We start from the raw sequence: 23672 nt of genomic DNA, 5'->3' as shown, positions 1-23672 counted from the left end.
AGCTTGGTGGTTGGCCGCTACCAACCGCTGGCTGACGGCAGCGGATGCCTGTGTTGCCCGCTACCCGACCAAACTTGCCTTCTGCAGTCGCTTCAGAAGACAAAGAGAACCGCCAATCTCGAGTGATCCATCACAACGATCAGGCGGTTTTCTTTGGCTTCTGGGGCCGATTATTCGGGCTCCCGAATGAGTGCCAGAATAACGTCCCCACAAAGCACAAAAAGGCCGGCGGTGAAAATACCGCCAGCCTTCCCACAGCGCGTCGAAACTTACTTGACTTCGACCTTCGCGCCTGCTTCTTCCAGCTTCTTCTTGGCTTCTTCTGCAGCAGCCTTGTCGACGCCTTCCTTGACCGGCTTCGGTGCACCGTCAACCAGATCCTTCGCTTCCTTCAGGCCCAGGCCCGTCAGTTCGCGAACGGCCTTGATGACCGAAACCTTGTTGGCGCCGGCTTCAGCCAGGACGACCGTGAATTCGGTCTTCTCTTCTGCAGCAGCAGCAGCGCCGCCGCCTGCCGGGCCAGCGACTGCCACTGCAGCTGCCGACACGCCAAACTTCTCTTCGAACGCCTTGACCAGTTCGTTCAGTTCCAGAACGGTCATCCCTTCGACTGCTGCCAGGATGTCTTCTTTTGCGATTGCCATTTGAAATACTCCTAAATTGAATTCGGATACAGCCAGCGATCAATAACGCTGATGCACGTTCGCTTACGCAGCTTCCGCTTGCTTCTTCTCGGCCAGCGCGGCGAGAGCACGCGCGAAGCCCGAAACAGGCGATTGCATAACGAACAGCAGCTTCGAGAGCAGTTCTTCGCGGCTCGGGATGCTTGCCAGCGCTTGCACGCCAGCCTTGTCCATCACCTTGCCATCGAACGAACCAGCCTTGATGACCAACTTTTCATTGCTCTTGCTGAAGTCGTTGACGACCTTAGCAGCAGCAATTGCATCTTCCGAGATGCCGTAGATCAGCGGACCAGTCATCTGCTCTGCCAGCGGAGCAAACGGCGTACCTTCAACAGCGCGACGCGCCAGCGTGTTCTTCAACACGCGCAGGTAAACCTGTTGCTCACGCGCTTTCGCGCGCAGCTTGGTCAGATCGCCAACCGCAATTCCACGATACTCAGCCAGCACAACGGTCTGAGCCTTCGCGACTTGCGCGGAAACTTCAGCGACGACGGCTTGCTTGTCTTCTCTATTAAGCGGCACGGTTAGCCTCCAGAAACGATACGTTCGGCGCGGCCGGCATGGCCGAAACCTCACGTACCTCGTTCAACAACGGCGTCCGACCTCGTTAGGAGTATTTCCACCTCACGCCGCGAATCGCTTCACGGCCTGCGGCTTCACCACTGCAAAACTTTTTCGGGTTCGCCATCTGCGTTGGCTTGAATTAAGGGATCACCTGACTGCTGTGGCCCACCAACGGTCTTTGATAACCGGTTGCCCGCCATGCTGCACGAACAACCGCCCAAAGCCCATGTAGGCCGCTTCGCGAACGAAGCGGCCCGAATACTTGCTTACGCAGCCAGCGTAGCCTGGTCGACACGCACGCCGACGCCCATCGTGCTCGACAGTGCGATCTTGCGCAGGTACACGCCCTTGCTCGTTGCCGGCTTGGCCTTCTGCAGCGCTTCGATCAGCGCCGACAGGTTCGAACGCAGTGCGGTCGGTTCGAACGATGCACGGCCGATGGTCGCGTGGATGATACCGGCCTTGTCGACACGGAATTGCACCTGACCAGCCTTCGCGTTCTTGACGGCGGTTGCGACGTCCGGCGTGACCGTACCGACCTTCGGGTTCGGCATCAGGCCGCGCGGGCCGAGGATCTGGCCGAGCGTACCGACGATACGCATCGTGTCCGGCGAAGCGATCACGATGTCGAAGTCCATCTGGCCAGCCTTGATCTGCTCAGCCAGGTCTTCCATACCGACGATTTCCGCGCCTGCTGCACGTGCTTGCTCGGCCTTCTCGCCTTGCGCGAACACGGCAACGCGAACCGACTTGCCCGTACCGGCCGGCAGAACGACCGAACCACGAACGACCTGGTCCGACTTCTTTGCATCGATGCCGAGCTGGACTGCGACGTCGATCGACTCGTCGAACTTCGCGCTCGCGCATTCCTTCACGAGGCTCAGTGCGTCTTCGATCGCGTACAGCTTCTGACGATCAACCTTGGCGGCAAATGCCTGACGGCGCTTGGAGATCTTAGCCATTTACACGCCCTCCACGGTGATGCCCATCGAACGTGCGCTACCAGCGATGGTGCGAACGGCTGCGTCCAGATCAGCTGCCGTAAGGTCCGGCATCTTGGTCTTTGCGATTTCTTCGGCTTGAGCGCGCGTGATCGAACCGACCTTGTCGGTGTGCGGCTTGCTCGAGCCCTTGTCCACCTTCGCCGCCTTCTTGATCAGGACGGTTGCCGGCGGCGTCTTCATCACGAACGTGAAGCTCTTGTCAGCGAATGCCGTGATGACCACCGGCACCGGCAGACCCGGCTCCATGCCTTGAGTCTGCGCGTTGAACGCCTTGCAGAACTCCATGATGTTCAGGCCGCGCTGGCCCAGTGCCGGACCGACCGGCGGCGACGGGTTGGCTTTACCTGCAGGGATCTGCAGCTTGATAAAGCCGATAATCTTCTTTGCCATTTGTAAACCTCATTGGAACGCCGGAAGAGGCGTTCGGTGAGTGATAACGCGCTTTCGCCGCTGGCTACTGACGCTCCTCAACGGCCATAACGCGGGCCGCAAGCGCGAAGGTGGGCAGCCGAGGCTGCCCACCGAATCGGGATCAAACTTTTTCGACCTGGCCGAACTCGAGCTCGACCGGGGTGGATCGGCCAAAGATGGTGACCGATACACGCACGCGCGATTTTTCGTAGTTGACTTCTTCGACGGTGCCGTTGAAGTCCGTGAACGGGCCTTCCTTGACACGCACCATCTCGCCGACTTCGAACAGGGTCTTCGGGCGCGGCTTTTCGACGCCTTCCTGCATCTGCGACATGATCTTCTCGACTTCCTTCGGGGAAATCGGGGTCGGGCGGTTACGTGCGCCGCCGACGAAACCGGTGACCTTCGCAGTGTTCTTCACGAGGTGCCACGTTTCGTCCGTCATTTCCATTTCCACCAGCACGTAGCCGGGGAAGAAACGACGCTCGGTCACAGCCTTGTGGCCGCCTTTGACTTCGACCACTTCTTCGGTCGGGACCAGGATCTGACCGAATTTGTCCTGCATGCCAGCACGTTCGATGCGCTCCTGAAGCGCACGTTGCACGCTCTTCTCCATACCGGAGTAGGCGTGCACGACGTACCAACGTTTTCCGCTCGGGGATGCCGGAGTATCGCTCATATCATTTCCAACCCAGAATCGCCGAGAAAATCACCCATTCGATCGATTTATCACTCAACCAGAGGAAAATCGCCATCACGAGCACGAAACCGAACACGACGAGTGTGGTTTGCGTTGCTTCTTTGCGGGTGGGCCAAACGACCTTCCGGACTTCCTTGTACGAATCCTTGGCAAATGCGATGAGGCTCTTGCCAGGTGCGGACATCAGCCCGACGGCCACGCCGGCGATGATACCTACCGCCAACGCGGCACCGCGGACATACCACTGCTGATTGGCCAGCCAGAAGAAGCCCACGAATCCGGCCAAGACCAACAATACGCCCAGGGCCAGCATCAGCTTATCGCCGGAGGTATTTACAGTTTCGACGGATGGATTCGCCATAACACCTTAAAACAAATGCCACGTAGGACACGTGGCTATTTTTGGCAGGGGCAGAGGGAATCGAACCCCCAACCTTCGGTTTTGGAGACCGACGCTCTGCCAGTTGAGCTATACCCCTAAACCATGCTGGGGCCGGCTGATGCCAGCCCCAAAACTGTCGATCAACGAATAACTGGCTTACTCGATGACCTTGGCGACGACGCCGGCGCCGACCGTACGGCCGCCTTCGCGGATTGCGAAGCGCAGACCTTCTTCCATCGCGATCGGAGCGATCAGCTTCACCGTGATCGACACGTTGTCGCCCGGCATCACCATTTCCTTGTCCTTCGGCAGCTCGATCGAGCCCGTCACGTCCGTCGTACGGAAGTAGAACTGCGGACGGTAGTTGTTGAAGAACGGCGTGTGGCGGCCGCCTTCGTCCTTGCTCAGCACGTACACTTCAGCCGTGAAGTGCGTGTGCGGCGTGATCGAACCCGGCTTCGCCAGAACCTGGCCACGCTCCACGTCTTCACGCTTCGTGCCGCGCAGCAGGATACCAACGTTGTCGCCTGCTTGACCTTGGTCCAGCAGCTTGCGGAACATTTCAACGCCCGTGCAGGTCGTCTTCACCGTCGGCTTGATACCGACGATTTCGATTTCTTCGCCGACCTTCACAACGCCACGCTCGATACGACCCGTCACCACCGTGCCGCGGCCCGAGATCGAGAACACGTCTTCCACCGGCATCAGGAACGCGCCGTCAACTGCACGCTCCGGCGTCGGGATGTACGTGTCCAGCGCGTCGGCCAGGCTCATGATCGCCACTTCGCCCAGCTCGCCCGTGTCGCCTTCCAGCGCCAGCTTCGCCGAACCCTTCACGATCGGCGTGTCGTCGCCCGGGAAGTCGTACTTCGACAGGAGTTCGCGAACTTCCATCTCGACCAGCTCGAGCAGTTCCGCGTCGTCCACCATGTCGCACTTGTTCAGGAACACGATGATGTACGGAACGCCAACCTGACGGGCCAGCAGGATGTGCTCACGCGTCTGCGGCATCGGGCCGTCAGCTGCCGAGCAAACCAGGATCGCGCCGTCCATCTGTGCCGCGCCCGTGATCATGTTCTTCACATAGTCAGCGTGGCCCGGGCAGTCGACGTGTGCGTAGTGGCGGTTAGCCGTTTCGTACTCGACGTGTGCCGTGTTGATCGTGATGCCGCGCGCCTTTTCTTCCGGTGCCGCGTCGATCTGGTCGTATGCCTTCGCTTCGCCGCCGAACTTCTTCGTCAGAACCGTCGTGATCGCTGCCGTCAGCGTCGTCTTGCCGTGGTCAACGTGACCAATCGTACCAACGTTCACGTGCGGCTTGGTCCGCTCGAATTTACCCTTGGCCATTTTCGACTCCCAAAAGGAATTTCACAGGTTGCGCCGCGCGCAAACAAGACACTGACTTTTTACTGCTGGTGCCCATGGGCAGGATCGAACTGCCGACCTCTCCCTTACCAAGGGAGTGCTCTACCACTGAGCCACATGGGCGCTTAACGCTTCAACTTAGCGGTCTGGAGCGGGTGAAGGGAATCGAACCCTCGTCGTAAGCTTGGAAGGCTTCTGCTCTACCATTGAGCTACACCCGCACGGGCCACTAACGATTCCTTACCGCTCACTGCGCTGATATCTTGGTGGAGGAGGTTGGATTCGAACCAACGTAGGCGTAAGCCAACAGATTTACAGTCTGCCCCCTTTAGCCACTCGGGCACCCCTCCGTAGAGAACTGACGATTATGGGGGTGCATCGCACTCGTGTCAAGCACATCCGGAAGATTATTTTCACTTTCTTCCCGACACCTGCCTCACTACCGATCCCCCGCCCCTGCCCGGCTAAGGCAAGCACGAGATGTTACCGACCGGCACCACATCTTCGTCAGACTCCGTTTTCAACGTCGATCTGCATCTGCGCTGAAAACGAAAGACCGCCATCATACGACCTCTTTCGCACAATGCCAAGCGGGTAGGCGCAAAATTTCCGCAAATTTCGTGCCGGGCAGCTTCGCCGATCTCGCTTCGGTGGCTCGCAGGATGTCCAGCGCTGCTTCGCGACGAGCGACAGAGGCCCGGATCCGGTGCTGGGAGCTACCGCTGCGATTCGCGGCACATGCAGGACACGGATTTCGTTCGGCCCACGGCGGCGGCTCCCCGGGGCCGGCCTGGCGACCGCTATCGAATGGCGCGCGGGCTCCCTCTTTCGACGACATCTCCGGGAGGCGCGATACCATCCCGAGTTGCCCACCCGCCTCCAGTACGAAGCCCCATGCGCCTGCTCATTTTTTTTGTGACCTTGTTCCTGGCGCCGATCGCGCACGCCGACGCGCCAGCAGACGCCTGGTGCCACTCGAGCCTGCTCGCGAAGATCCGTCAGCAAGCCCTGGCCGACAGCCACGCCGAAGGCCGCTCGAAGACGGCCTCGGCGCTCGCGGCATATGACCGGTTGAAGCCGGCGCTCGACGCCGGATGCCTGAGCGCGGCGCACGCCGGCTCGCCGACGGCATGGCCGGTGAATCAGGACGCAATCGCCTATGCGTGGTTGCTCAACGATGCCTCCGCCTACCTTGTCACGGCCGGCGACGACGCCCCGCAAAATGAATCCGGGAATTCGGCATGCGTTGATGTGCTGCAGCCATTGCTCGGCGACGATATGCGTCCTCGCCCGGAGCTACCCCGCAACCTTCGCACCGCTACCGCGGCGAACGCCCTGCAGTGCAGCGCCCATTGCATCGCTCCGTCGTGCCGGCCGATCAACGTCAGCATCTGGTCGGCGTATCGCAGTGAATCGTCCAGGTACATGCGGCATACCCGTTGCCCGTACGATGCCCGCCTCGTTCAGCTGAACACCAGCGTCTGCGTAGGGTTCGATGCCGGTGCATTCGCCGCGCCTCATACGGCCGAAGACGCTGGAAAGCTGACATGCGACGCCAAAGCCTCGACGTCCGACACACGTTGCCCGGCAATGCTCGTGCTGACCCGGGACCAAGGCAGGAACACGACACGCCGGTTTCCTGCGGCCAGCAACTCCGCGCTCGGCGATCCAAGTACGGCATGTGCAGTGAGCTCGACCGGCGTCGACGCAGGCGGTACGCAATTCGCGCTGACGGGCGAAGGACGAGACTGCTTCGGCGGTACCGCGTATTCGCTCATCGAGGAAATCTACACGTTGCGCGACGGCCAACCGGTGCTCGTCAGAAGGAACAGCGCCGATTTCTGACGCAATCCTCCTGCAGTACGGAGACGCCCTTCGGCGATACCGGCATCGGACCGCCCTGCGCAGGGTAGGCTCTCCCCCCGTCGACTGATCCGATTCCATGCAAGATAGGACCACTTGAGTCGGGAACGGCGCAGGATGACGACATAGCGCTTTCGAGGCATAGTTCAGTCGCGTCGTCGGCAACGGTCGTTCGCGTTGCGAGACGCGAACACCAAAGCACGGATGTTTCGCATGCGGCGCGCGGCTGTTGCGGACAGCGCACGATGATCGGAAGGCGCTCGATATGCGCGCTGCAGCCGTGGAATGCGAGTCGCGATCTTGCCTGATGATGCGATCAGTACACCTACGATCGGAACAAGATAAGCGATCCAGAAATGGCGGGCCGGCGCCTGGCGCTGAACAAATTTCCGAGGAGAGCGCCGAGAAGTTGCCGGGCGGCGACCGCCCGGTTGACGACCCGATCTCGGTCGCGACGATCCGCAACCGCAGGTAGAGGGAGAAGGACACCGACTTCTGCAGCACCTGCGCCAGTGTGCGAGCAACGGGCATGCAGAGCCTCTTTTACGCCGAGCCCATGAAAGCGAACCTGGGTGGGCCGGCGTGGTCCGCGGAAAAGCATGCACTGAATTTCAGTGGTGTCGGGTGACCGGGAATCGCTCCGGAACGGAGCTTGAATCGACGTCCCCAACGCCGCAGCGGTGGTCACATTGTGCCTGGCCACCGCGCACGCATTTCCTTTGCACCAATGCAAAAACCCCCGCCTTTCGGGCGGGGGTTTCTGGCTTAGGGAGCCTGACGATTACCTACTTTCACACGGGAATCCGCACTATCATCGGCGTAGAGTCGTTTCACGGTCCTGTTCGGGATGGGAAGGGGTGGGACCGACTCGCTATGGTCATCAGGCAAAGAGGGATGTTGTGCTGACTTCGCAGCACAACCAATCTTGGAAGAAGCAGTAATTTGGTTGGGTTGTGAGGTTGTATCTCACACATATGCGGTACTTCAACCGCAGTACATCGAGCGCCTTGCACTCGATGCTCGACATTCGTACAGCGCTGAAGCGCTAACGACTGTCGAGACAGACTTGTTATAGGATCAAGCCTTACGGGCAATTAGTATCAGTTAGCTGAACGCATTACTGCGCTTACACACCTGACCTATCAACGTCCTGGTCTCGAACGACCCTTCAAGGGGATCTAGTCCCCAGGGATATCTCATCTTAAGGCGAGTTTCCCGCTTAGATGCTTTCAGCGGTTATCTCTTCCGAACATAGCTACCCGGCGATGCCACTGGCGTGACAACCGGTACACCAGAGGTTCGTCCACTCCGGTCCTCTCGTACTAGGAGCAGCCCCCTTCAAATATCCAACGCCCACGGCAGATAGGGACCAAACTGTCTCACGACGTTTTAAACCCAGCTCACGTACCTCTTTAAATGGCGAACAGCCATACCCTTGGGACCGGCTACAGCCCCAGGATGAGATGAGCCGACATCGAGGTGCCAAACACCGCCGTCGATATGAACTCTTGGGCGGTATCAGCCTGTTATCCCCAGAGTACCTTTTATCCGTTGAGCGATGGCCCTTCCATACAGAACCACCGGATCACTATGACCTGCTTTCGCACCTGCTCGACTTGTCGGTCTCGCAGTTAAGCACGCTTATGCCATTGCACTATCAGCACGATTTCCGACCGTACCTAGCGTACCTTCGTACTCCTCCGTTACGCTTTGGGAGGAGACCGCCCCAGTCAAACTGCCTACCATGCACTGTCCCCGACCCGGATCACGGGCCAAGGTTAGAACCTCAAACAAACCAGGGTGGTATTTCAAGGACGGCTCCACCGAAACTAGCGTTCCGGTTTCATAGCCTCCCACCTATCCTACACAGATCGGTTCAAAGTCCAATGCAAAGCTACAGTAAAGGTTCATGGGGTCTTTCCGTCTAGCCGCGGGTAGATTGCATCATCACAAACACTTCAACTTCGCTGAGTCTCGGGAGGAGACAGTGTGGCCATCGTTACGCCATTCGTGCAGGTCGGAACTTACCCGACAAGGAATTTCGCTACCTTAGGACCGTTATAGTTACGGCCGCCGTTTACCGGGACTTCAATCAAGAGCTTGCACCCCATCATTTAATCTTCCGGCACCGGGCAGGCGTCACACCCTATACGTCCACTTTCGTGTTTGCAGAGTGCTGTGTTTTTATTAAACAGTCGCAGCCACCAGTTTATTGCAACCCCTTCACCCTCTGCCCGCAGGGGCATCAAGCTACAAGGGCGTACCTTATCCCGAAGTTACGGTACCAATTTGCCGAGTTCCTTCTCCCGAGTTCTCTCAAGCGCCTTAGAATACTCATCTCGCCCACCTGTGTCGGTTTGCGGTACGGTCATTGTTAAACTGAAGCTTAGAGGCTTTTCTTGGAACCACTTCCAATTGCTTCGCTCCCTAAGGAGCTCGCGCCACACCCTTGAATTCCGCGCCCGGATTTGCCTAAGCGCCTTCTCCAATGCAGCGACCGGGACTTCCAACACCCGGACAACCTTCCGCGATCCGTCCCCCCATCGCATTTAACAATGGTGCAGGAATATTGACCTGCTTCCCATCAGCTACGCATTTCTGCCTCGCCTTAGGGGCCGACTCACCCTACGCCGATGAACGTTGCGTAGGAAACCTTGGGCTTACGGCGAGGGGGCCTTTCACCCCCTTTATCGCTACTCATGTCAGCATTCGCACTTCCGATACCTCCAGCACGCTTTTCAACGCACCTTCGCAGGCTTACGGAACGCTCTCCTACCATGCGTGCAAAGCACGCATCCGCAGCTTCGGTATATAGCTTAGCCCCGTTACATCTTCCGCGCAGGACGACTCGATCAGTGAGCTATTACGCTTTCTTTAAAGGATGGCTGCTTCTAAGCCAACCTCCTGACTGTTTTAGCCTTCCCACTTCGTTTCCCACTTAGCTATATTTGGGGACCTTAGCTGGCGGTCTGGGTTGTTTCCCTCTTGACACCGGACGTTAGCACCCGATGTCTGTCTCCCGTGATTGCACTCTTCGGTATTCGGAGTTTGCTATGGCGGGGTAATCTGCAATAGACCCCCCAACCATGACAGTGCTCTACCCCCGAAGGTGAGACACGAGGCACTACCTAAATAGTTTTCGGAGAGAACCAGCTATTTCCAAGTTTGTTTAGCCTTTCACCCCTATCCACAGCTCATCCCCTAACTTTTCAACGTTAGTGGGTTCGGACCTCCAGTACGTGTTACCGCACCTTCATCCTGGCCATGGATAGATCACTTGGTTTCGGGTCTACGCCCAGCAACTGAACGCCCTATTCGGACTCGCTTTCGCTACGCCTGCCCTATACGGTTAAGCTTGCTACTGAACGTAAGTCGCTGACCCATTATACAAAAGGTACGCCGTCACCCCTTTCGAGGCTCCGACTGTTTGTATGCATGCGGTTTCAGGATCTATTTCACTCCCCTCCCGGGGTTCTTTTCACCTTTCCCTCACGGTACTGGTTCACTATCGGTCGATCACGAGTATTTAGCCTTGGAGGATGGTCCCCCCATCTTCAGACAGGATTTCACGTGTCCCGCCCTACTTGTCGCACACCTAGTTCTTTCATACTGTTTTCGCCTACGGGGCTATCACCCGCTATGGCCGCACTTTCCAGAGCGTTCGGCTAACAATACAAATAAAGAGTACAAGGCTCATCCCATTTCGCTCGCCACTACTTTGGGAATCTCGGTTGATTTCTTTTCCTGCGGTTACTTAGATGTTTCAGTTCACCGCGTTCGCTTCACATGGCCTATGTATTCAGCCATGGATACTCCAAAAGGAGTGGGTTTCCCCATTCGGACATCTACGGATCAAAGCTTGTTTGCCAGCTCCCCGTAGCTTTTCGCAGGCTACCGCGTCCTTCATCGCCTGTGATCGCCAAGGCATCCACCACATGCACTTGTTCGCTTGACCCTATAACGAGTCTGTCTCATCTTTCGACGTTACAGTCGCTACAGGTTGAGTTCTCGCATTTGTGCCGTATTCCAATTGAGTCAAACATTAAGTTCGAATCATCTTGAGATACATCGATACAATCACAACCCGGATAGTTTCCACGTCCATCTCATAGACGCTTCCGCTATCCAAATTACTTACTTCTTCCAGATTGTTAAAGAACGACAGCCGATATGGTGTTACTCATATCACTCTGACTGGCTCAATCGCCAATGACAAAGACTCGAACATCGCTTCGTTCGAACGCTTGTCATTGAAGATTGGTGGAGGCAGACGGGATCGAACCGACGACCCCCTGCTTGCAAAGCAGGTGCTCTCCCAGCTGAGCTATGCCCCCATGTACAGGTTTCCTCAGGATTCCAGCCTGTCGGTTCAGGATGCTCGCAAACGCCAAGGCGCTCGCAACCACCAACACGTCAGACAATGGTGGGTCTGGTTGGATTCGAACCAACGACCCCCGCCTTATCAAGACGGTGCTCTAACCGACTGAGCTACAGACCCCTGAGTCTGTCTTTAATTTACAGCCGATAAGCGTGAGCGCTCAACTTTGCGAGAAGCTCTAGAAAGGAGGTGATCCAGCCGCACCTTCCGATACGGCTACCTTGTTACGACTTCACCCCAGTCATGAATCCTACCGTGGTGACCGTCCTCCTTGCGGTTAGACTAGCCACTTCTGGTAAAACCCACTCCCATGGTGTGACGGGCGGTGTGTACAAGACCCGGGAACGTATTCACCGCGGCATGCTGATCCGCGATTACTAGCGATTCCAGCTTCATGCACTCGAGTTGCAGAGTGCAATCCGGACTACGATCGGTTTTCTGGGATTAGCTCCCCCTCGCGGGTTGGCAACCCTCTGTTCCGACCATTGTATGACGTGTGAAGCCCTACCCATAAGGGCCATGAGGACTTGACGTCATCCCCACCTTCCTCCGGTTTGTCACCGGCAGTCTCCTTAGAGTGCTCTTGCGTAGCAACTAAGGACAAGGGTTGCGCTCGTTGCGGGACTTAACCCAACATCTCACGACACGAGCTGACGACAGCCATGCAGCACCTGTGTATCGGTTCTCTTTCGAGCACTTCCACCTCTCAGCGGAATTCCGACCATGTCAAGGGTAGGTAAGGTTTTTCGCGTTGCATCGAATTAATCCACATCATCCACCGCTTGTGCGGGTCCCCGTCAATTCCTTTGAGTTTTAATCTTGCGACCGTACTCCCCAGGCGGTCAACTTCACGCGTTAGCTACGTTACTAAGGAAATGAATCCCCAACAACTAGTTGACATCGTTTAGGGCGTGGACTACCAGGGTATCTAATCCTGTTTGCTCCCCACGCTTTCGTGCATGAGCGTCAGTATTGGCCCAGGGGGCTGCCTTCGCCATCGGTATTCCTCCACATCTCTACGCATTTCACTGCTACACGTGGAATTCTACCCCCCTCTGCCATACTCTAGCTTGCCAGTCACCAATGCAGTTCCCAGGTTGAGCCCGGGGATTTCACATCGGTCTTAACAAACCGCCTGCGCACGCTTTACGCCCAGTAATTCCGATTAACGCTCGCACCCTACGTATTACCGCGGCTGCTGGCACGTAGTTAGCCGGTGCTTATTCTTCCGGTACCGTCATCCCCCGACCGTATTAGGGCCAAGGATTTCTTTCCGGACAAAAGTGCTTTACAACCCGAAGGCCTTCTTCACACACGCGGCATTGCTGGATCAGGCTTTCGCCCATTGTCCAAAATTCCCCACTGCTGCCTCCCGTAGGAGTCTGGGCCGTGTCTCAGTCCCAGTGTGGCTGGTCGTCCTCTCAGACCAGCTACTGATCGTCGCCTTGGTAGGCCTTTACCCCACCAACTAGCTAATCAGCCATCGGCCAACCCTATAGCGCGAGGCCCGAAGGTCCCCCGCTTTCATCCGTAGATCGTATGCGGTATTAATCCGGCTTTCGCCGGGCTATCCCCCACTACAGGACATGTTCCGATGTATTACTCACCCGTTCGCCACTCGCCACCAGGTGCAAGCACCCGTGCTGCCGTTCGACTTGCATGTGTAAGGCATGCCGCCAGCGTTCAATCTGAGCCAGGATCAAACTCTTCAGTTTAAACCTGTTACTGTTTTCGGTTCAGTTAAGAACCGGTCGCTCACTCAAAGCTGACAGGAATATGAATCACTTCATAAACCTGACTTACTTTAGTGTGAGACTCTTGATACTTTCGCTATCTGATCCGAGGATCAGCTCGCTTCCATCAAGCGCCCACACTTATCGGCTGTTAATTTTTAAAGAGCATTTCTGCGAGAAACCTCGTGCTTCTCAGCAGCGCCGCGTTTTCAGCAGCAGAGAAGCGAGATTATGAACCGTGTTTCGCAGCTCGTCAACAACTTTTTACACTACATCGTTGCGACTGCGGGGTTCAACTTCCGTACCGCCGAGGCCGCTACCACCAAGCCCCAACAGCACTGCTTCCCTTCCCTCCCGCGCTGCGTTTCCGTTAGCGCGAAAGAGGCGTGATTCTAAGCATCCGTCCGCGTCTCCGCAAGCCCCTTTGTGAAGAAAGTTTGAAAAAACCCTCGTGCGCTGACGCGCACGAGGGCTTGGGGCTCGGCGAACCGTGTAGCGCCACTGACCTTCGGGCTGCGGATAACGCCTCCCTCTATATATAGAGGCGCTTCACTTGCCGCCAGCGGCAGCCTGCAGTTGCTCGACCGGCACCGCATCGGCCATTGCCGTGTAACCGGCGTCGCTCGGATGGATACCGTCGCCGCTGTCATATCGGCGCTGCAGCACGCTCGGGCGCGCCGGATCGCGCAGCACCGCATCGAAGTCGACCACGCCGTCGAACCCGCCGCCGCTCCGGATCCACCGGTTCACCTCGAGCCGGATCGCCTCGCGGCCGGCCGGCAATGCAGCCGGCGTGAGCGTCGCGCCGAACACCTTCACGCCCTGGCGGTGCGCCGCCTCGATCAGCCGGCGATAGCCGTCGATCAGCGACGCAGCCGTCACCTGCGTATGCGGGTGGTCGCAATCGAGCCCCGCGCGCGGCGGCATCGCAGCGAAGTTGATGTCGTTGATCCCGATCAGCACGACCGCCGCCTTCACGCCCGAACGCGACAGCGCGTCCCGCTCGAACCGCGACGCCAGCGACGTGCCGTAACACGCGGAGTCGCTGAGCAGCCGGTTCCCGCTGATGCCGAGATTCACGACGCCGACCGAATCGGTGCCCGACGCCGTCAGCCGGCGTGCGAGCGCATCCGGCCAGCGGCGGTTCCGGTTGACGCTGGAGCGCAGCCCGTCGGTGATCGAATCACCGATCGCGGCGACGCTGGCACGCGCGGGGCCGGCTTCGACAGCCAGCTCGGTCACCCACGCATACTGGGTAAACCGGGTACGGAACGCGGCGGCGCCCGGATCGCTCACGTGATCGCCCGGCGTGGACACGTAGTTGAACTGGTTCGACACGCGGTGCCATACCGTCATCCGCTGGTTCGGTCCCATCTGAAGACTGATCGCGTACGGTTGCGCCGCCGTCACACCGATCGCCACCGGATCGCTTTCGAGCTCCTGGCCCGGCGCGAGCGTGACCGACACCTTGCCACCGAACCGGACCGGCACCGCTGCCCCGCCGACGAGCCCCGCGCCTTCGCCCGCGCGCGCGAGGCTCGCGGCGTCGATGACCAGCGGCGCGCGACCGTATGCATTGCTCACGCGAATCCGCGCGGCGCGGCCCGACACGGTCGGATAGACGATCTGGCGCACGGTCCGCCCGGCCACGTCGGGCGCGCGATAGAGCGGCGGCGGTGCGGCGAGGTCGGGAATCGGCTGCAGTGCGGTCGCCCACGCCGCAACCCATCCGGCCGGCGCGGCCGACGCCGCGAGCGGCGACACGAGAACGGCCGCACCCAGCACGGCCGCGGCGAAACTGCTTCGGAATGACATCGGCAAAATCCTCATCGGAAAGCGGGCATTGTGCCGCAGAAGACGCGAGACTCACGTGCAGAACCCCGCTTGCGCCGTCCGATCGCCCCCCCGGCTTCCCTCGTTTACCCGAGTCCCGCCGCAAATCCACAAGAAATTTATTAACCGACCGGTCGGTTGGTTTATACTTCGCACACATTCAACCGGACGAGAGCCTCGCCATGTACACGCAATCCCTCGACATCCCCGGCAACGTCGCGCCGCTCGACGCCGCAGCCGAGTCGCCCGAGCAGGCGCGGTTCGATGCGGTGATGGCAGTCGACGGCAAGATCGAACCGCAGGACTGGATGCCCGATGCGTATCGCAAGACGCTGGTGCGCCAGATCTCGCAGCACGCGCATTCGGAAATCGTCGGCATGCTGCCGGAAGGCAACTGGATCTCGCGCGCGCCGAGCCTGAAGCGCAAGGCGATCCTGCTCGCGAAGGTCCAGGACGAAGCCGGCCACGGCCTCTATCTTTATAGCGCGGCCGAAACGCTCGGCGTGTCGCGCGATTCGCTGATCGATGCACTGCATGCCGGCAAGGCGAAGTACTCGAGCATCTTCAACTACCCGACGCCGACCTGGGCCGACGTCGGCGTGATCGGCTGGCTCGTCGACGGCGCCGCGATCATGAACCAGATCCCGCTGTGCCGCTGCACGTACGGCCCGTACGCGCGCGCGATGATCCGCGTGTGCAAGGAAGAGTCGTTCCACCAGCGCCAGGGTTTCGATGCGCTGCTGTCGATGATGAAGGGCACCGACGCGCAGCGCACGATGGTTCAGCAGGCCGTGGACCGCTGGTGGTGGCCGGTGCTGATGATGTTCGGCCCGAGCGACGCCGATTCGGTCCACAGCAGCCAGTCCGCGAAATGGGGCATCAAGCGGATCTCGAACGACGACCTGCGGCAGAAGTTCGTCGACGCGACGGTCGACCAGGCGAAGGTGCTCGGCGTGACGCTGCCCGACCCCGACCTGAAATGGAACGAAGCGCGCGGCCACCACGACTACGGCACGATCGACTGGGACGAATTCTGGCGCGTGGTCAACGGCGACGGCCCGTGCAACAAGGAACGCCTCGCGACCCGCGTGAAAGCACACGATGACGGCGCATGGGTGCGCGAAGCCGCGCTCGCGCACGAAGCGAAGCGCCAGGCCCGCGCCGAACAGCACGCCGCCTGAGCGGCAAGACTCGAATTCAGGAATCAGGAGAAAGTGATGAACAAGGAATGGCCGATCTGGGAAGTGTTCGTGCGCAGCAAGCAGGGCCTCGACCACAAGCATTGCGGCAGCCTGCACGCCGCCGACGCGACGATGGCGCTGCGCATGGCGCGCGACGTGTACACGCGCCGCCAGGAAGGCGTGAGCATCTGGGTGGTGCCGTCGTCGGCGATCACCGCATCTGACCCGAACGAGAAGGCCGAACTGTTCGAACCGGCGGGCGACAAGATCTACCGTCACCCGACGTTCTACACGCTGCCCGACGAAGTCAACCACATGTAACGCCCGCGCCATGACGATCACGCCCGAACACCTCTCCTACGTGCTGCGCCTCGCGGACAACGCGCTGATCCTCGGTCAGCGCAACGCCGAATGGTGCGGCCACGGCCCGATCCTCGAGGAAGACATCGCGCTCACCAACATGAGCCTCGACCTCATCGGCCAGGCGCGCATGCTGTATACGCATGCAGCCGAGCTCGAGCGCCAGCTCACCGGCGCGACGAAGACCGAGGACGACTACGCGTACTTCCGTACCGAGCGCGAATTCGCGAACTTCACGCTCGCCGAGCTGCCGCACTACGGCCCGGTCGCCGGCACCGCGCACGCCGACAAGGACTATGCGGTGACGATCGTGCGCAACTTCCTGTACGCGGCGCTGATGCTGCACGTGTGGAGCGCACTGGAAACGTCGACCGACACGCAGCTCGCCGCGATCGCCGCGAAATCGGTGAAGGAAACCCGCTATCACGTGCAGCACGCACGCGAATGGCTCGTGCGCCTCGGCGACGGCACCGACGCATCGCACCGCCGCGCGCAGGACGCGCTCGACTACCTGATGCCGTACACACGCGAATTCTTCGCCGCCGATGCGATCGACGACGCGATCGCCGCACCGGGCATCGGCCCGGCACCGGCCGCGATCGAAGCCGCGTGGCGCGCGGACGTGGACGACGCGCTCGCCGAGGCGACGCTCACGCCGCCGGCGCCCGTGAAGCACGTGACGACCGGCAAGCAGGGCGAGCACTCGGAGCACATGGGCTTCCTGCTCGCCGAAATGCAGAGCCTCGCGCGCCAGCATCCCGGCGCGACCTGGTAACCGGCCACCACCACGGAGCCCGACGATGTCCGTCCAGACTGCCGCCCCTGCCCATCCCGAATCCGCCGCGCGCCACGACGATCCGCTGCTCGCCCGCGCATGGGACGTGCTGGAAGCCGTGCCCGATCCGGAGATCCCGGTCGTGTCGATCCGCGAGCTCGGCATCCTGCGCGACGTCCGCCGCGCGGACGACGGCCAGCTCGAAGTCGTGATCACGCCGACCTACTCGGGCTGCCCGGCCATGTCGCAGATCGCCGAGGACATCGCCGCCGCGCTGCAGGCCGCCGACCTTCCGCCGCACCGGATCGAGACGGTGCTCGCCCCCGCGTGGACGACCGACTGGATCACGCAGGAAGCACGCGACAAGCTGCGTGCGTACGGCATCGCGCCGCCGGTCGGCCAGTGCGGCAGCGCCGCGCCGCGGGAGAACGTCGTGCGTTTCGTGCCGCGACCGGTCGCGGCGCCGGCGTGCCCGCGCTGCGGCTCCGCCCGCACCGAGCGTCTCGCGCAATTCGCATCCACGGCCTGCAAGGCGCTGTATCGCTGCGTCGACTGCCGCGAACCCTTCGACTACTTCAAACCTTATTGATCATGGCGACCCCGCAATTTCACCCGCTGCGTATCCGCGACGTGCGACCCGAGACCGCCGACGCCGTCACCGTCTCCTTCGACGTGCCGCCCGAGCTGCGCGACGCGTACCGCTTCACGCAGGGCCAGTTCGTCACGCTGAAGACCCACATCGACGGCGAGGAAACGCGCCGCTCGTATTCGATCTGCGTCGGCACGACGGACTACGACCGCGACGGCGAACTGCGCATCGGCATCAAGCGCGTGCGCGGCGGCCGCTTCTCGAACTTCGCGTTCGATTCGCTCAAGCCCGGCCACACGATCGACGTGATGACGCCGGACGGCCGCTTCTTCACGCACCTGAACGCCGACCACGGCAAGCAGTACGTCGCGTTTTCCGGCGGCTCGGGGATCACGCCGGTGCTCGCGATCGTGAAGACGACGCTCGAACTCGAGCCGCGCAGCACGTTCACGCTGATCTACGGCAACCGCAGCGTCGACGCGATCATGTTCGCGGAGGAGCTCGAGGACCTGAAGAACCGCTACATGAACCGCTTCGTCCTCTATCACGTCCTGTCGGACGACCTGCAGGACGTCGAGCTGTTCAACGGCGTGCTCGACCAGGCGAAATGTGCGGAATTCCTCGGCACGCTGACGCCGGCCGATGCAATCGACGAGGCGTTCATCTGCGGCCCCGCGCCGATGATGGACGCGGCCGAAGCCGCGCTGAAAGCAGCCAGCGTGCCGCAGGCGAAGGTGCATGTCGAGCGCTTCGGCACGCCGCTGCCGCAGGCCGGCGCACCGATCGTCGAGATCACCGACCAGACGCCGGCAGCCGACCTCGAAATCGTGCTCGACGGCAAGAAGCGCAAGCTGCGCCTGCCGTACGAAGGCGTGAGCCTGCTCGACGTCGGCCTGCGCGCGGGGCTCGCGCTGCCCTATGCGTGCAAGGGCGGCGTGTGCTGCACGTGCCGTGCGAAGGTGATCGAGGGCGAAGTTCGGATGGAAAAGAACTACACGCTCGAGGAGCACGAAGTGAAGGACGGTTTCGTGCTCACATGCCAGTGCCACCCGATCAGCGACAAGGTTGTCGTGAGCTTCGACGAACGTTGAGCGGCATCGCGTCGCGGTGCCGGACGGTTTCTCGCCGTCACACATCTCGCTTACACTAGGGGCCGCCGGCCGGCTGGACATCGCAACGTCCGCCCGGCCGGCGGTTTTCTTTTGTTGACGACAGGCCGATGAGTACCATTCATGTGATTCAGGGCGGCACCGCCGCCGCGTCGCTGCGCGAGGCCCTTGCGCAAGCCGGACGCGACGAGCACGTCGTCGGATTGCTCGACGATCTCGGCGTCGGGCCGCTCAAGGGCGCCGACGAGACGCCCGATACGCGCGCCGCCTTCTGGCAGCACGTGCTCGGCGACCAGATTCCCGACTGGAACGCGGAAATCGAGGGCGAATTCGCGCGCCTCGACGCGCTCGCGATGGATACGGGCCAGGTGGTCGTGTGGCACGCGCCGAGCGTCGGCGACAAGCTGCTGCTGCGCCGGGTCGCGTATCACCTGCGCAACGTGCCGCAGCGCCTGAACGAGGTGCGGCTGTCGGCCGCCGACCTCGACACCGCACAGCGCGCATCGCTGTCGCGCACCGACCAGGCGTGCTCGACCGGGATGTTCTCGCCCGCGGAACTGGCTCGCAAGCGCCCGGTGGCCGCGCCGATCTCGGTGCTGCGCATCGGCCGCCTCGCACTCGAATGGCAGGAGGCGAAGCACCTGAACGCCGAACTGCGTTACTGGGTCAGCAACACGATCAAGAGCGGCCACTACGCCGATCTCGACGCGCTGATCGTCGCGCGCGCGGAAGCCGACTGGCTGCCCGCGCAGCGCCTCGTCGGCACCATCATGGCCACCGCCGACCGCGGCGGGCTGTTCGTCAGCGATTCGATCGCCTGGTGGCGTTGCCGCGAACTCGCGGCGGCCGGCCGGCTCGAGCTGCAGGACGACGCGCCCGACGCCCTCTCTTCCACGCAGGTGCGCGCAGCCCCCGCGGCGGCCGCGCACCGCTAATCTTCCGCATTCGACCATGGCCCGTACCCGAGCGCCCGACCACGAATCCCAGCGCGAGCAGATCCTCGATCTGGCCGCCGAGAAATTCGCGCAGACGAGCTACCCGAGCACGTCGATGTCCGATCTCGCGACCGCGAGCGGCACGTCGAAGGCACGGCTCTATCACTACTACGAGAGCAAGGAAGCGATCCTGTTCGACCTGCTCGACCGCTACACGAAACGGCTGATGCTGATCATCGCCGAGGTCGAAGGCGCGAGCCAGCGGCGCGGCCTCGGCGAGCGCGACGCGTTCGCCGAGCTCGTGCGCGCGTTCCTCGCCGAGTACGAGACGTCGCACAGCCGTCACGTCGCGCTGCTCAACGACGTGAAGTATCTCGAGGACGCGCAGCGCGAAATCGTGCTCGACCGCCAGCGCGACATCGTCGCGGCGTTCACGCGGCAGCTCGCGCGCGCGTACCCGGACCGCATCTCGAAGGAAAACCAGACATCCGTGACGATGATGGTGTTCGGGATGATCAACTGGACCTTCACGTGGCTGAAGCCGGGCGGCCGCCTCGGCTACCGCGACTTCGCCGAGCAGGTGATCGACCTGATCGAGCGCGGGCTGTCGACAGCGGCCTGATTGCCGCGTAGCAGCATGCGTTGCGCGACGGGCACACTGCGGCCGTCCGCCGCGCATTTCATATGATGAATTTTAAATCCGTTAATAATCAAATAGATAGATCGTGAACTAAGCGGATTTAGAATTCCCCCTCAATGTGAGATACGGGTTTTCCCCAATCTGAAAGGCTTCAGTCGGGTAAAATGCTGTTGCATTGCACAACCCGCTGTACGGTCACACATTGAGGAACCCACGATGAACACGCAATTCAACGGCACGGCCGATGTCGTCGGCAACGCCGGTAGTGCGCCGGTTCTCGTCAGGGAACTGGCTTCCAAAGACCGTGAGCAGATGCTCACCCACTTTCTCTCGCTCGACGAAGAGGACCGCCTGCTGCGCTTCGGCCAGATGGTGCCCGACCACGTGATCGAGAGCTATGTCCGCGCGATCGACTTCGGTCGCGATACCGTGTTCGGCGTGTTCGACCACGACCTCGAATTGATCGGCGTCGGCCATCTGGCCTACCTGCCGGCCGAGGGCGACAAGCGCACGGCCGAATTCGGCGTGTCGGTGCTCGAAAGCGCACGCGGCCGCGGCGTCGGCTCGAAGCTGTTCGAGCGCGCGGCGATCCGCAGCCGCAACACGCGCGTGACGATGCTGTACATGCATTGCCTGTCGCGTAACGCGACGATGATGCACATCGCGAAGAAGTCCGGCATGCGGATCGAGTACGCGTACGGCGAAGCCGATGCGTACCTGTCGCTGCCGCCGGCAGACCACTCGACGATCATCGCCGAGATGCTGCAGGAACAGGCCGCGGTGTTCGACTACGCGATGAAACGCCAGGCGCGCCGCACGACCAAGTTCATCGAATCGCTGATGCCCGCCGCGCTGACGGCGTGACATCGGCCAGCCGGGCGGCGCCCATGGCGCGCCCGGCCCCCTCCCTTCCCCGCCCCGCTAGCGCACCGACCGAATCGGCAGCGCGGTCGTCTCCTTGAAGCATTCCAGCGAAAAGCTCGTCTTCACGTCGATCACCGACGGGTGATGCAGCAAGTGCTCCTGCACGAAGCGGGAGAAATGCGCCATGTCCTCGACCTGCACGCGCAGCAGGTAATCCATGTCCCCCGTCATCGCGTGACACGCGACCACTTCCGGCCAGGTCTGCACGGCCGCGCGGAACAGTTCGGCATGGGTCGCGCCCGCGCGCGCCGACGTCTCGTCGACCCGCACCGGCGCGAGGCCGCCGCGCTTCTCGAGCCGCACGCTCACGTACGCGAGCAGGTCGAGCCCGAGCTTCTGCGGATTCAGCAGCGCGACATAGCCGGTGATCACGCCGATCTCCTCGAGCCGCCGGATCCGCCGCAGGCACGGGCTCGGCGACAGGTTCACGCGCTCGGCGATCTCCTGGTTCGACAGGCGCCCGTTCTCCTGGAGAATCGCGAGAATTCGCCGGTCGATGGCATCCAATTCGGCTTGCGCCATCTTCTGCCCTCCAATGATTATTTCAAGACTGGAAATTGCGCCATCGTAGAAGCAGGCGATTAAGTTCGCAAGTTTCCGCTCGCGGCCGCCCGCTACACTCTGTCGCATGTATCGACTCGCTGCGCACGCGCGTTGCGTGCACCGCCGTCGACATCGAACCAGGCCACGCAGGCGTACGTCGCCCCGGCCGATCGCCCCGCACAGGAGACACCACATGCAGATCCCCAACTGGGACAACCCCGTCGGCACCGACGGCTTCGAATTCATCGAATACACGGCACCGGACCCGAAAGCGCTCGGACAACTGTTCGAACGGATGGGTTTCACCGCGATCGCACGTCACCGCCACAAGGACGTGACGGTGTACCGCCAGGGCGACATCAACTTCATCATCAACGCCGAACCCGACTCGTTCGCGCAACGCTTCGCGCGCCTGCACGGCCCGTCGATCTGCGCGATCGCGTTCCGCGTGCAGGACGCCGCGAAGGCATACCAGCGCGCGCTCGACCTCGGCGCCTGGGGATTCGACAACAAGACGGGCCCGATGGAGCTGAACATCCCGGCGATCAAGGGCATCGGCGATTCGCTGATCTACTTCGTCGACCGCTGGCGCGGCAAGAACGGCGCGCAGCCGGGCGCGATCGGCGACATCAGCATCTACGACGTCGACTTCGAGCCGATCGCCGGCGCGAACCCGAACCCGGTCGGCCACGGCCTCACGTATATCGACCACCTGACGCACAACGTGCACCGCGGCCGCATGCAGGAATGGGCCGAGTTCTACGAGCGCCTGTTCAACTTCCGCGAAGTGCGTTACTTCGACATCGAAGGCAAGGTGACGGGCGTGAAGTCGAAGGCGATGACGTCGCCGTGCGGCAAGATCCGCATCCCGATCAACGAGGAAGGCTCGGAAACGGCCGGCCAGATCCAGGAATACCTCGACGCGTACCACGGCGAAGGGATCCAGCACATCGCGCTCGGCGCGAGCGACATCTACCAGGCGGTCGACGGCCTGCGCGGCAAGAAAGTGAAGCTGCTCGACACGATCGACACGTATTACGAACTGGTCGACCGCCGCGTGCCGAACCACGGCGAATCGCTGGACGAGCTGAAGAAGCGCAAGATCCTGATCGACGGCGCGCAAGACGACCTGCTGCTGCAGATCTTCACCGAGAACCAGATCGGGCCGATCTTCTTCGAGATCATCCAGCGCAAGGGCAACCAGGGCTTCGGCGAAGGCAACTTCAAGGCGCTGTTCGAATCGATCGAGCTCGACCAGATCCGCCGTGGCGTCGTGCAGGACAAGGCCTGACGCATCCGGCAAGCGGCGGCCCCGGGCAACCGGGCCGGCCGCACGATCCGGCGGCGCAAAGAAAAAGGGCGGGAATCTTTCGATTCCCGCCCTTTTTGCATTCCGGCGCAGCCCGCAGGCCGCGCGAGCGGATCAACGCGCATCCGCCTTCGACTCGACGGCACGCTCGGCCGTCGGCTGTGCGGCTGCGTCGTCAGCCGACACGATCTGACGCATCTGCGCGCCGGCTGCCGCCAGTGCACTCGCGCCTTGCGCGTGCACCGGGCCGGTCATCGCGAAAAACGCGGCGGACACGATCAGGAAACTCTGGATATGACGTGTGTTCATTGCACCTCCTGTAAAACTGCCGGCGCCTCCCCGATTGCGTCGAAACGAACCCCACGCGACCGGGCACCTCCGGCAGGCCGAC

The 23672-nt window shown here is 61.2% G+C and carries 20 protein-coding genes, 6 tRNA genes and 3 rRNA genes; 10 read left to right on the top strand and 19 right to left on the bottom strand.

All coding sequences use genetic code 11. The features are described from left to right. Nucleotides 1-269 precede the first annotated feature (269 nt). The 11 genes from rplL to AC5LXK_RS01440 form a co-directional block, all read right to left on the bottom strand. Nucleotides 270-644, bottom strand: coding sequence for a 50S ribosomal protein L7/L12 (gene rplL, locus AC5LXK_RS01490; RefSeq protein WP_006477198.1), 375 nt, complete (start codon nucleotides 642-644; stop codon nucleotides 270-272). 63 nt (nucleotides 645-707) lie between these two features. Next, the gene (rplJ, locus tag AC5LXK_RS01485) at nucleotides 708-1205 is read right to left on the bottom strand and encodes a 50S ribosomal protein L10 (protein ID WP_011546647.1); all 498 of its coding nucleotides are present in this window, start codon (nucleotides 1203-1205) and stop codon (nucleotides 708-710) included. Between the two features lie 308 nt (nucleotides 1206-1513). After that, nucleotides 1514-2209 carry a 50S ribosomal protein L1 gene (gene rplA, locus AC5LXK_RS01480; protein ID WP_124456905.1) on the bottom strand — a complete coding sequence of 232 codons (696 nt, stop codon included), beginning with the start codon at nucleotides 2207-2209 and terminating at the stop codon, nucleotides 1514-1516. After that, nucleotides 2210-2641: a 50S ribosomal protein L11 gene (gene rplK / locus AC5LXK_RS01475; RefSeq protein ID WP_006477201.1), complete on the bottom strand. Its 432-nt coding sequence runs from the start codon at nucleotides 2639-2641 to the stop codon at nucleotides 2210-2212. A 142-nt stretch (nucleotides 2642-2783) separates the two neighbouring features. Beyond that, the gene (gene nusG, locus AC5LXK_RS01470; protein ID WP_006400672.1) at nucleotides 2784-3341 is read right to left on the bottom strand and encodes a transcription termination/antitermination protein NusG; all 558 of its coding nucleotides are present in this window, start codon (nucleotides 3339-3341) and stop codon (nucleotides 2784-2786) included. Between the two features lies 1 nt (nucleotide 3342). Next, nucleotides 3343-3723, bottom strand: a complete 381-nt coding sequence (gene secE, locus AC5LXK_RS01465) for a preprotein translocase subunit SecE (RefSeq protein WP_006482892.1) — start codon at nucleotides 3721-3723, stop codon at nucleotides 3343-3345. 42 nt (nucleotides 3724-3765) lie between these two features. Further along, nucleotides 3766-3841, bottom strand: a tRNA-Trp gene (locus tag AC5LXK_RS01460). Between the two features lie 59 nt (nucleotides 3842-3900). Then, complete coding sequence (gene tuf, locus AC5LXK_RS01455) at nucleotides 3901-5091, bottom strand: elongation factor Tu (protein ID WP_129513512.1); 1191 nt, start codon at nucleotides 5089-5091, stop codon at nucleotides 3901-3903. A 66-nt stretch (nucleotides 5092-5157) separates the two neighbouring features. Then, a tRNA-Thr gene (locus tag AC5LXK_RS01450) sits at nucleotides 5158-5232 on the bottom strand. A 24-nt stretch (nucleotides 5233-5256) separates the two neighbouring features. Further along, a tRNA-Gly gene (locus AC5LXK_RS01445) sits at nucleotides 5257-5330 on the bottom strand. Nucleotides 5331-5373: 43 nt separating this feature from the next. Beyond that, nucleotides 5374-5459: transfer RNA gene (locus tag AC5LXK_RS01440), tRNA-Tyr, on the bottom strand. 544 nt (nucleotides 5460-6003) lie between these two features. On the opposite strand from AC5LXK_RS01440, the gene AC5LXK_RS01435 reads away from it, so the two are divergent. Next, a complete protein-coding gene (locus AC5LXK_RS01435) occupies nucleotides 6004-6954 on the top strand; it encodes a hypothetical protein (RefSeq protein ID WP_493390035.1) in 951 nt (316 codons plus the stop codon). A gap of 790 nt (nucleotides 6955-7744) precedes the next feature. On the opposite strand, the gene rrf is transcribed toward AC5LXK_RS01435, so the two are convergent. The 6 genes from rrf to AC5LXK_RS01405 all read right to left on the bottom strand — a co-directional run bounded on the left by rrf (nucleotide 7745) and on the right by AC5LXK_RS01405 (nucleotide 14898). Then, nucleotides 7745-7857: ribosomal RNA gene (gene rrf, locus AC5LXK_RS01430) — 5S ribosomal RNA — on the bottom strand. A gap of 188 nt (nucleotides 7858-8045) precedes the next feature. Next, nucleotides 8046-10927 (bottom strand): 23S ribosomal RNA (locus AC5LXK_RS01425). A gap of 303 nt (nucleotides 10928-11230) precedes the next feature. Then, a tRNA-Ala gene (locus tag AC5LXK_RS01420) sits at nucleotides 11231-11306 on the bottom strand. A gap of 87 nt (nucleotides 11307-11393) precedes the next feature. Further along, nucleotides 11394-11470 (bottom strand) — tRNA-Ile (locus tag AC5LXK_RS01415). A 62-nt stretch (nucleotides 11471-11532) separates the two neighbouring features. Next, nucleotides 11533-13065, bottom strand: a 16S ribosomal RNA gene (locus AC5LXK_RS01410). Together the 16S, 23S and 5S rRNA genes with 2 tRNA genes alongside form the textbook arrangement of a ribosomal RNA operon. 567 nt (nucleotides 13066-13632) lie before the next feature. Then, a complete protein-coding gene (locus tag AC5LXK_RS01405; protein WP_493390034.1) occupies nucleotides 13633-14898 on the bottom strand; it encodes an SGNH/GDSL hydrolase family protein in 1266 nt (421 codons plus the stop codon). Between the two features lie 200 nt (nucleotides 14899-15098). Between AC5LXK_RS01405 and paaA the strand changes: the two genes are divergently transcribed. The 8 genes from paaA to AC5LXK_RS01365 all read left to right on the top strand — a co-directional run bounded on the left by paaA (nucleotide 15099) and on the right by AC5LXK_RS01365 (nucleotide 21369). After that, nucleotides 15099-16097, top strand: coding sequence for a 1,2-phenylacetyl-CoA epoxidase subunit PaaA (gene paaA / locus AC5LXK_RS01400; RefSeq protein WP_493390033.1), 999 nt, complete (start codon nucleotides 15099-15101; stop codon nucleotides 16095-16097). A 36-nt stretch (nucleotides 16098-16133) separates the two neighbouring features. Further along, nucleotides 16134-16418 (top strand): 1,2-phenylacetyl-CoA epoxidase subunit PaaB, encoded by a 285-nt coding sequence (paaB, locus tag AC5LXK_RS01395; RefSeq protein ID WP_034188015.1) that lies wholly within the window; start codon nucleotides 16134-16136, stop codon nucleotides 16416-16418. A 10-nt stretch (nucleotides 16419-16428) separates the two neighbouring features. After that, on the top strand, nucleotides 16429-17232 hold the full coding sequence (gene paaC, locus AC5LXK_RS01390) for a 1,2-phenylacetyl-CoA epoxidase subunit PaaC (RefSeq protein WP_493390032.1): 804 nt from the start codon (nucleotides 16429-16431) through the stop codon (nucleotides 17230-17232). 25 nt (nucleotides 17233-17257) lie between these two features. Then, nucleotides 17258-17821 carry a 1,2-phenylacetyl-CoA epoxidase subunit PaaD gene (gene paaD / locus AC5LXK_RS01385; protein ID WP_493390031.1) on the top strand — a complete coding sequence of 188 codons (564 nt, stop codon included), beginning with the start codon at nucleotides 17258-17260 and terminating at the stop codon, nucleotides 17819-17821. A gap of 2 nt (nucleotides 17822-17823) precedes the next feature. After that, complete coding sequence (gene paaE, locus AC5LXK_RS01380) at nucleotides 17824-18912, top strand: 1,2-phenylacetyl-CoA epoxidase subunit PaaE (RefSeq protein WP_493390030.1); 1089 nt, start codon at nucleotides 17824-17826, stop codon at nucleotides 18910-18912. A 128-nt stretch (nucleotides 18913-19040) separates the two neighbouring features. Beyond that, on the top strand, nucleotides 19041-19865 hold the full coding sequence (locus AC5LXK_RS01375) for a DUF1835 domain-containing protein (RefSeq protein ID WP_493390029.1): 825 nt from the start codon (nucleotides 19041-19043) through the stop codon (nucleotides 19863-19865). 16 nt (nucleotides 19866-19881) lie between these two features. Next, nucleotides 19882-20487, top strand: a complete 606-nt coding sequence (locus AC5LXK_RS01370) for a TetR/AcrR family transcriptional regulator (protein ID WP_174382527.1) — start codon at nucleotides 19882-19884, stop codon at nucleotides 20485-20487. Between the two features lie 234 nt (nucleotides 20488-20721). Continuing rightward, nucleotides 20722-21369, top strand: a complete 648-nt coding sequence (locus tag AC5LXK_RS01365; RefSeq protein WP_493390028.1) for a GNAT family N-acetyltransferase — start codon at nucleotides 20722-20724, stop codon at nucleotides 21367-21369. 57 nt (nucleotides 21370-21426) lie between these two features. On the opposite strand, the gene AC5LXK_RS01360 is transcribed toward AC5LXK_RS01365, so the two are convergent. Continuing rightward, entirely contained in the window at nucleotides 21427-21951 is a 525-nt protein-coding gene (locus AC5LXK_RS01360) for an Lrp/AsnC family transcriptional regulator (protein WP_059528294.1), read from the bottom strand. 214 nt (nucleotides 21952-22165) lie between these two features. Here AC5LXK_RS01360 and hppD point away from each other — a divergent pair, with 214 nt between their 5' ends. Beyond that, entirely contained in the window at nucleotides 22166-23263 is a 1098-nt protein-coding gene (gene hppD, locus AC5LXK_RS01355; protein WP_493390027.1) for a 4-hydroxyphenylpyruvate dioxygenase, read from the top strand. A 132-nt stretch (nucleotides 23264-23395) separates the two neighbouring features. Here hppD and AC5LXK_RS01350 read toward each other — a convergent pair whose 3' ends face one another. Beyond that, nucleotides 23396-23590, bottom strand: coding sequence for a hypothetical protein (locus AC5LXK_RS01350; RefSeq protein ID WP_493390026.1), 195 nt, complete (start codon nucleotides 23588-23590; stop codon nucleotides 23396-23398). Nucleotides 23591-23672: the final 82 nt, after the last annotated feature.

Source organism: Burkholderia pulmonis (assembly GCF_984667975.1).
The sequence above is the reverse complement of the archived record's forward strand: the minus strand, read 5'-3'. Positions and strand labels throughout refer to the sequence as shown.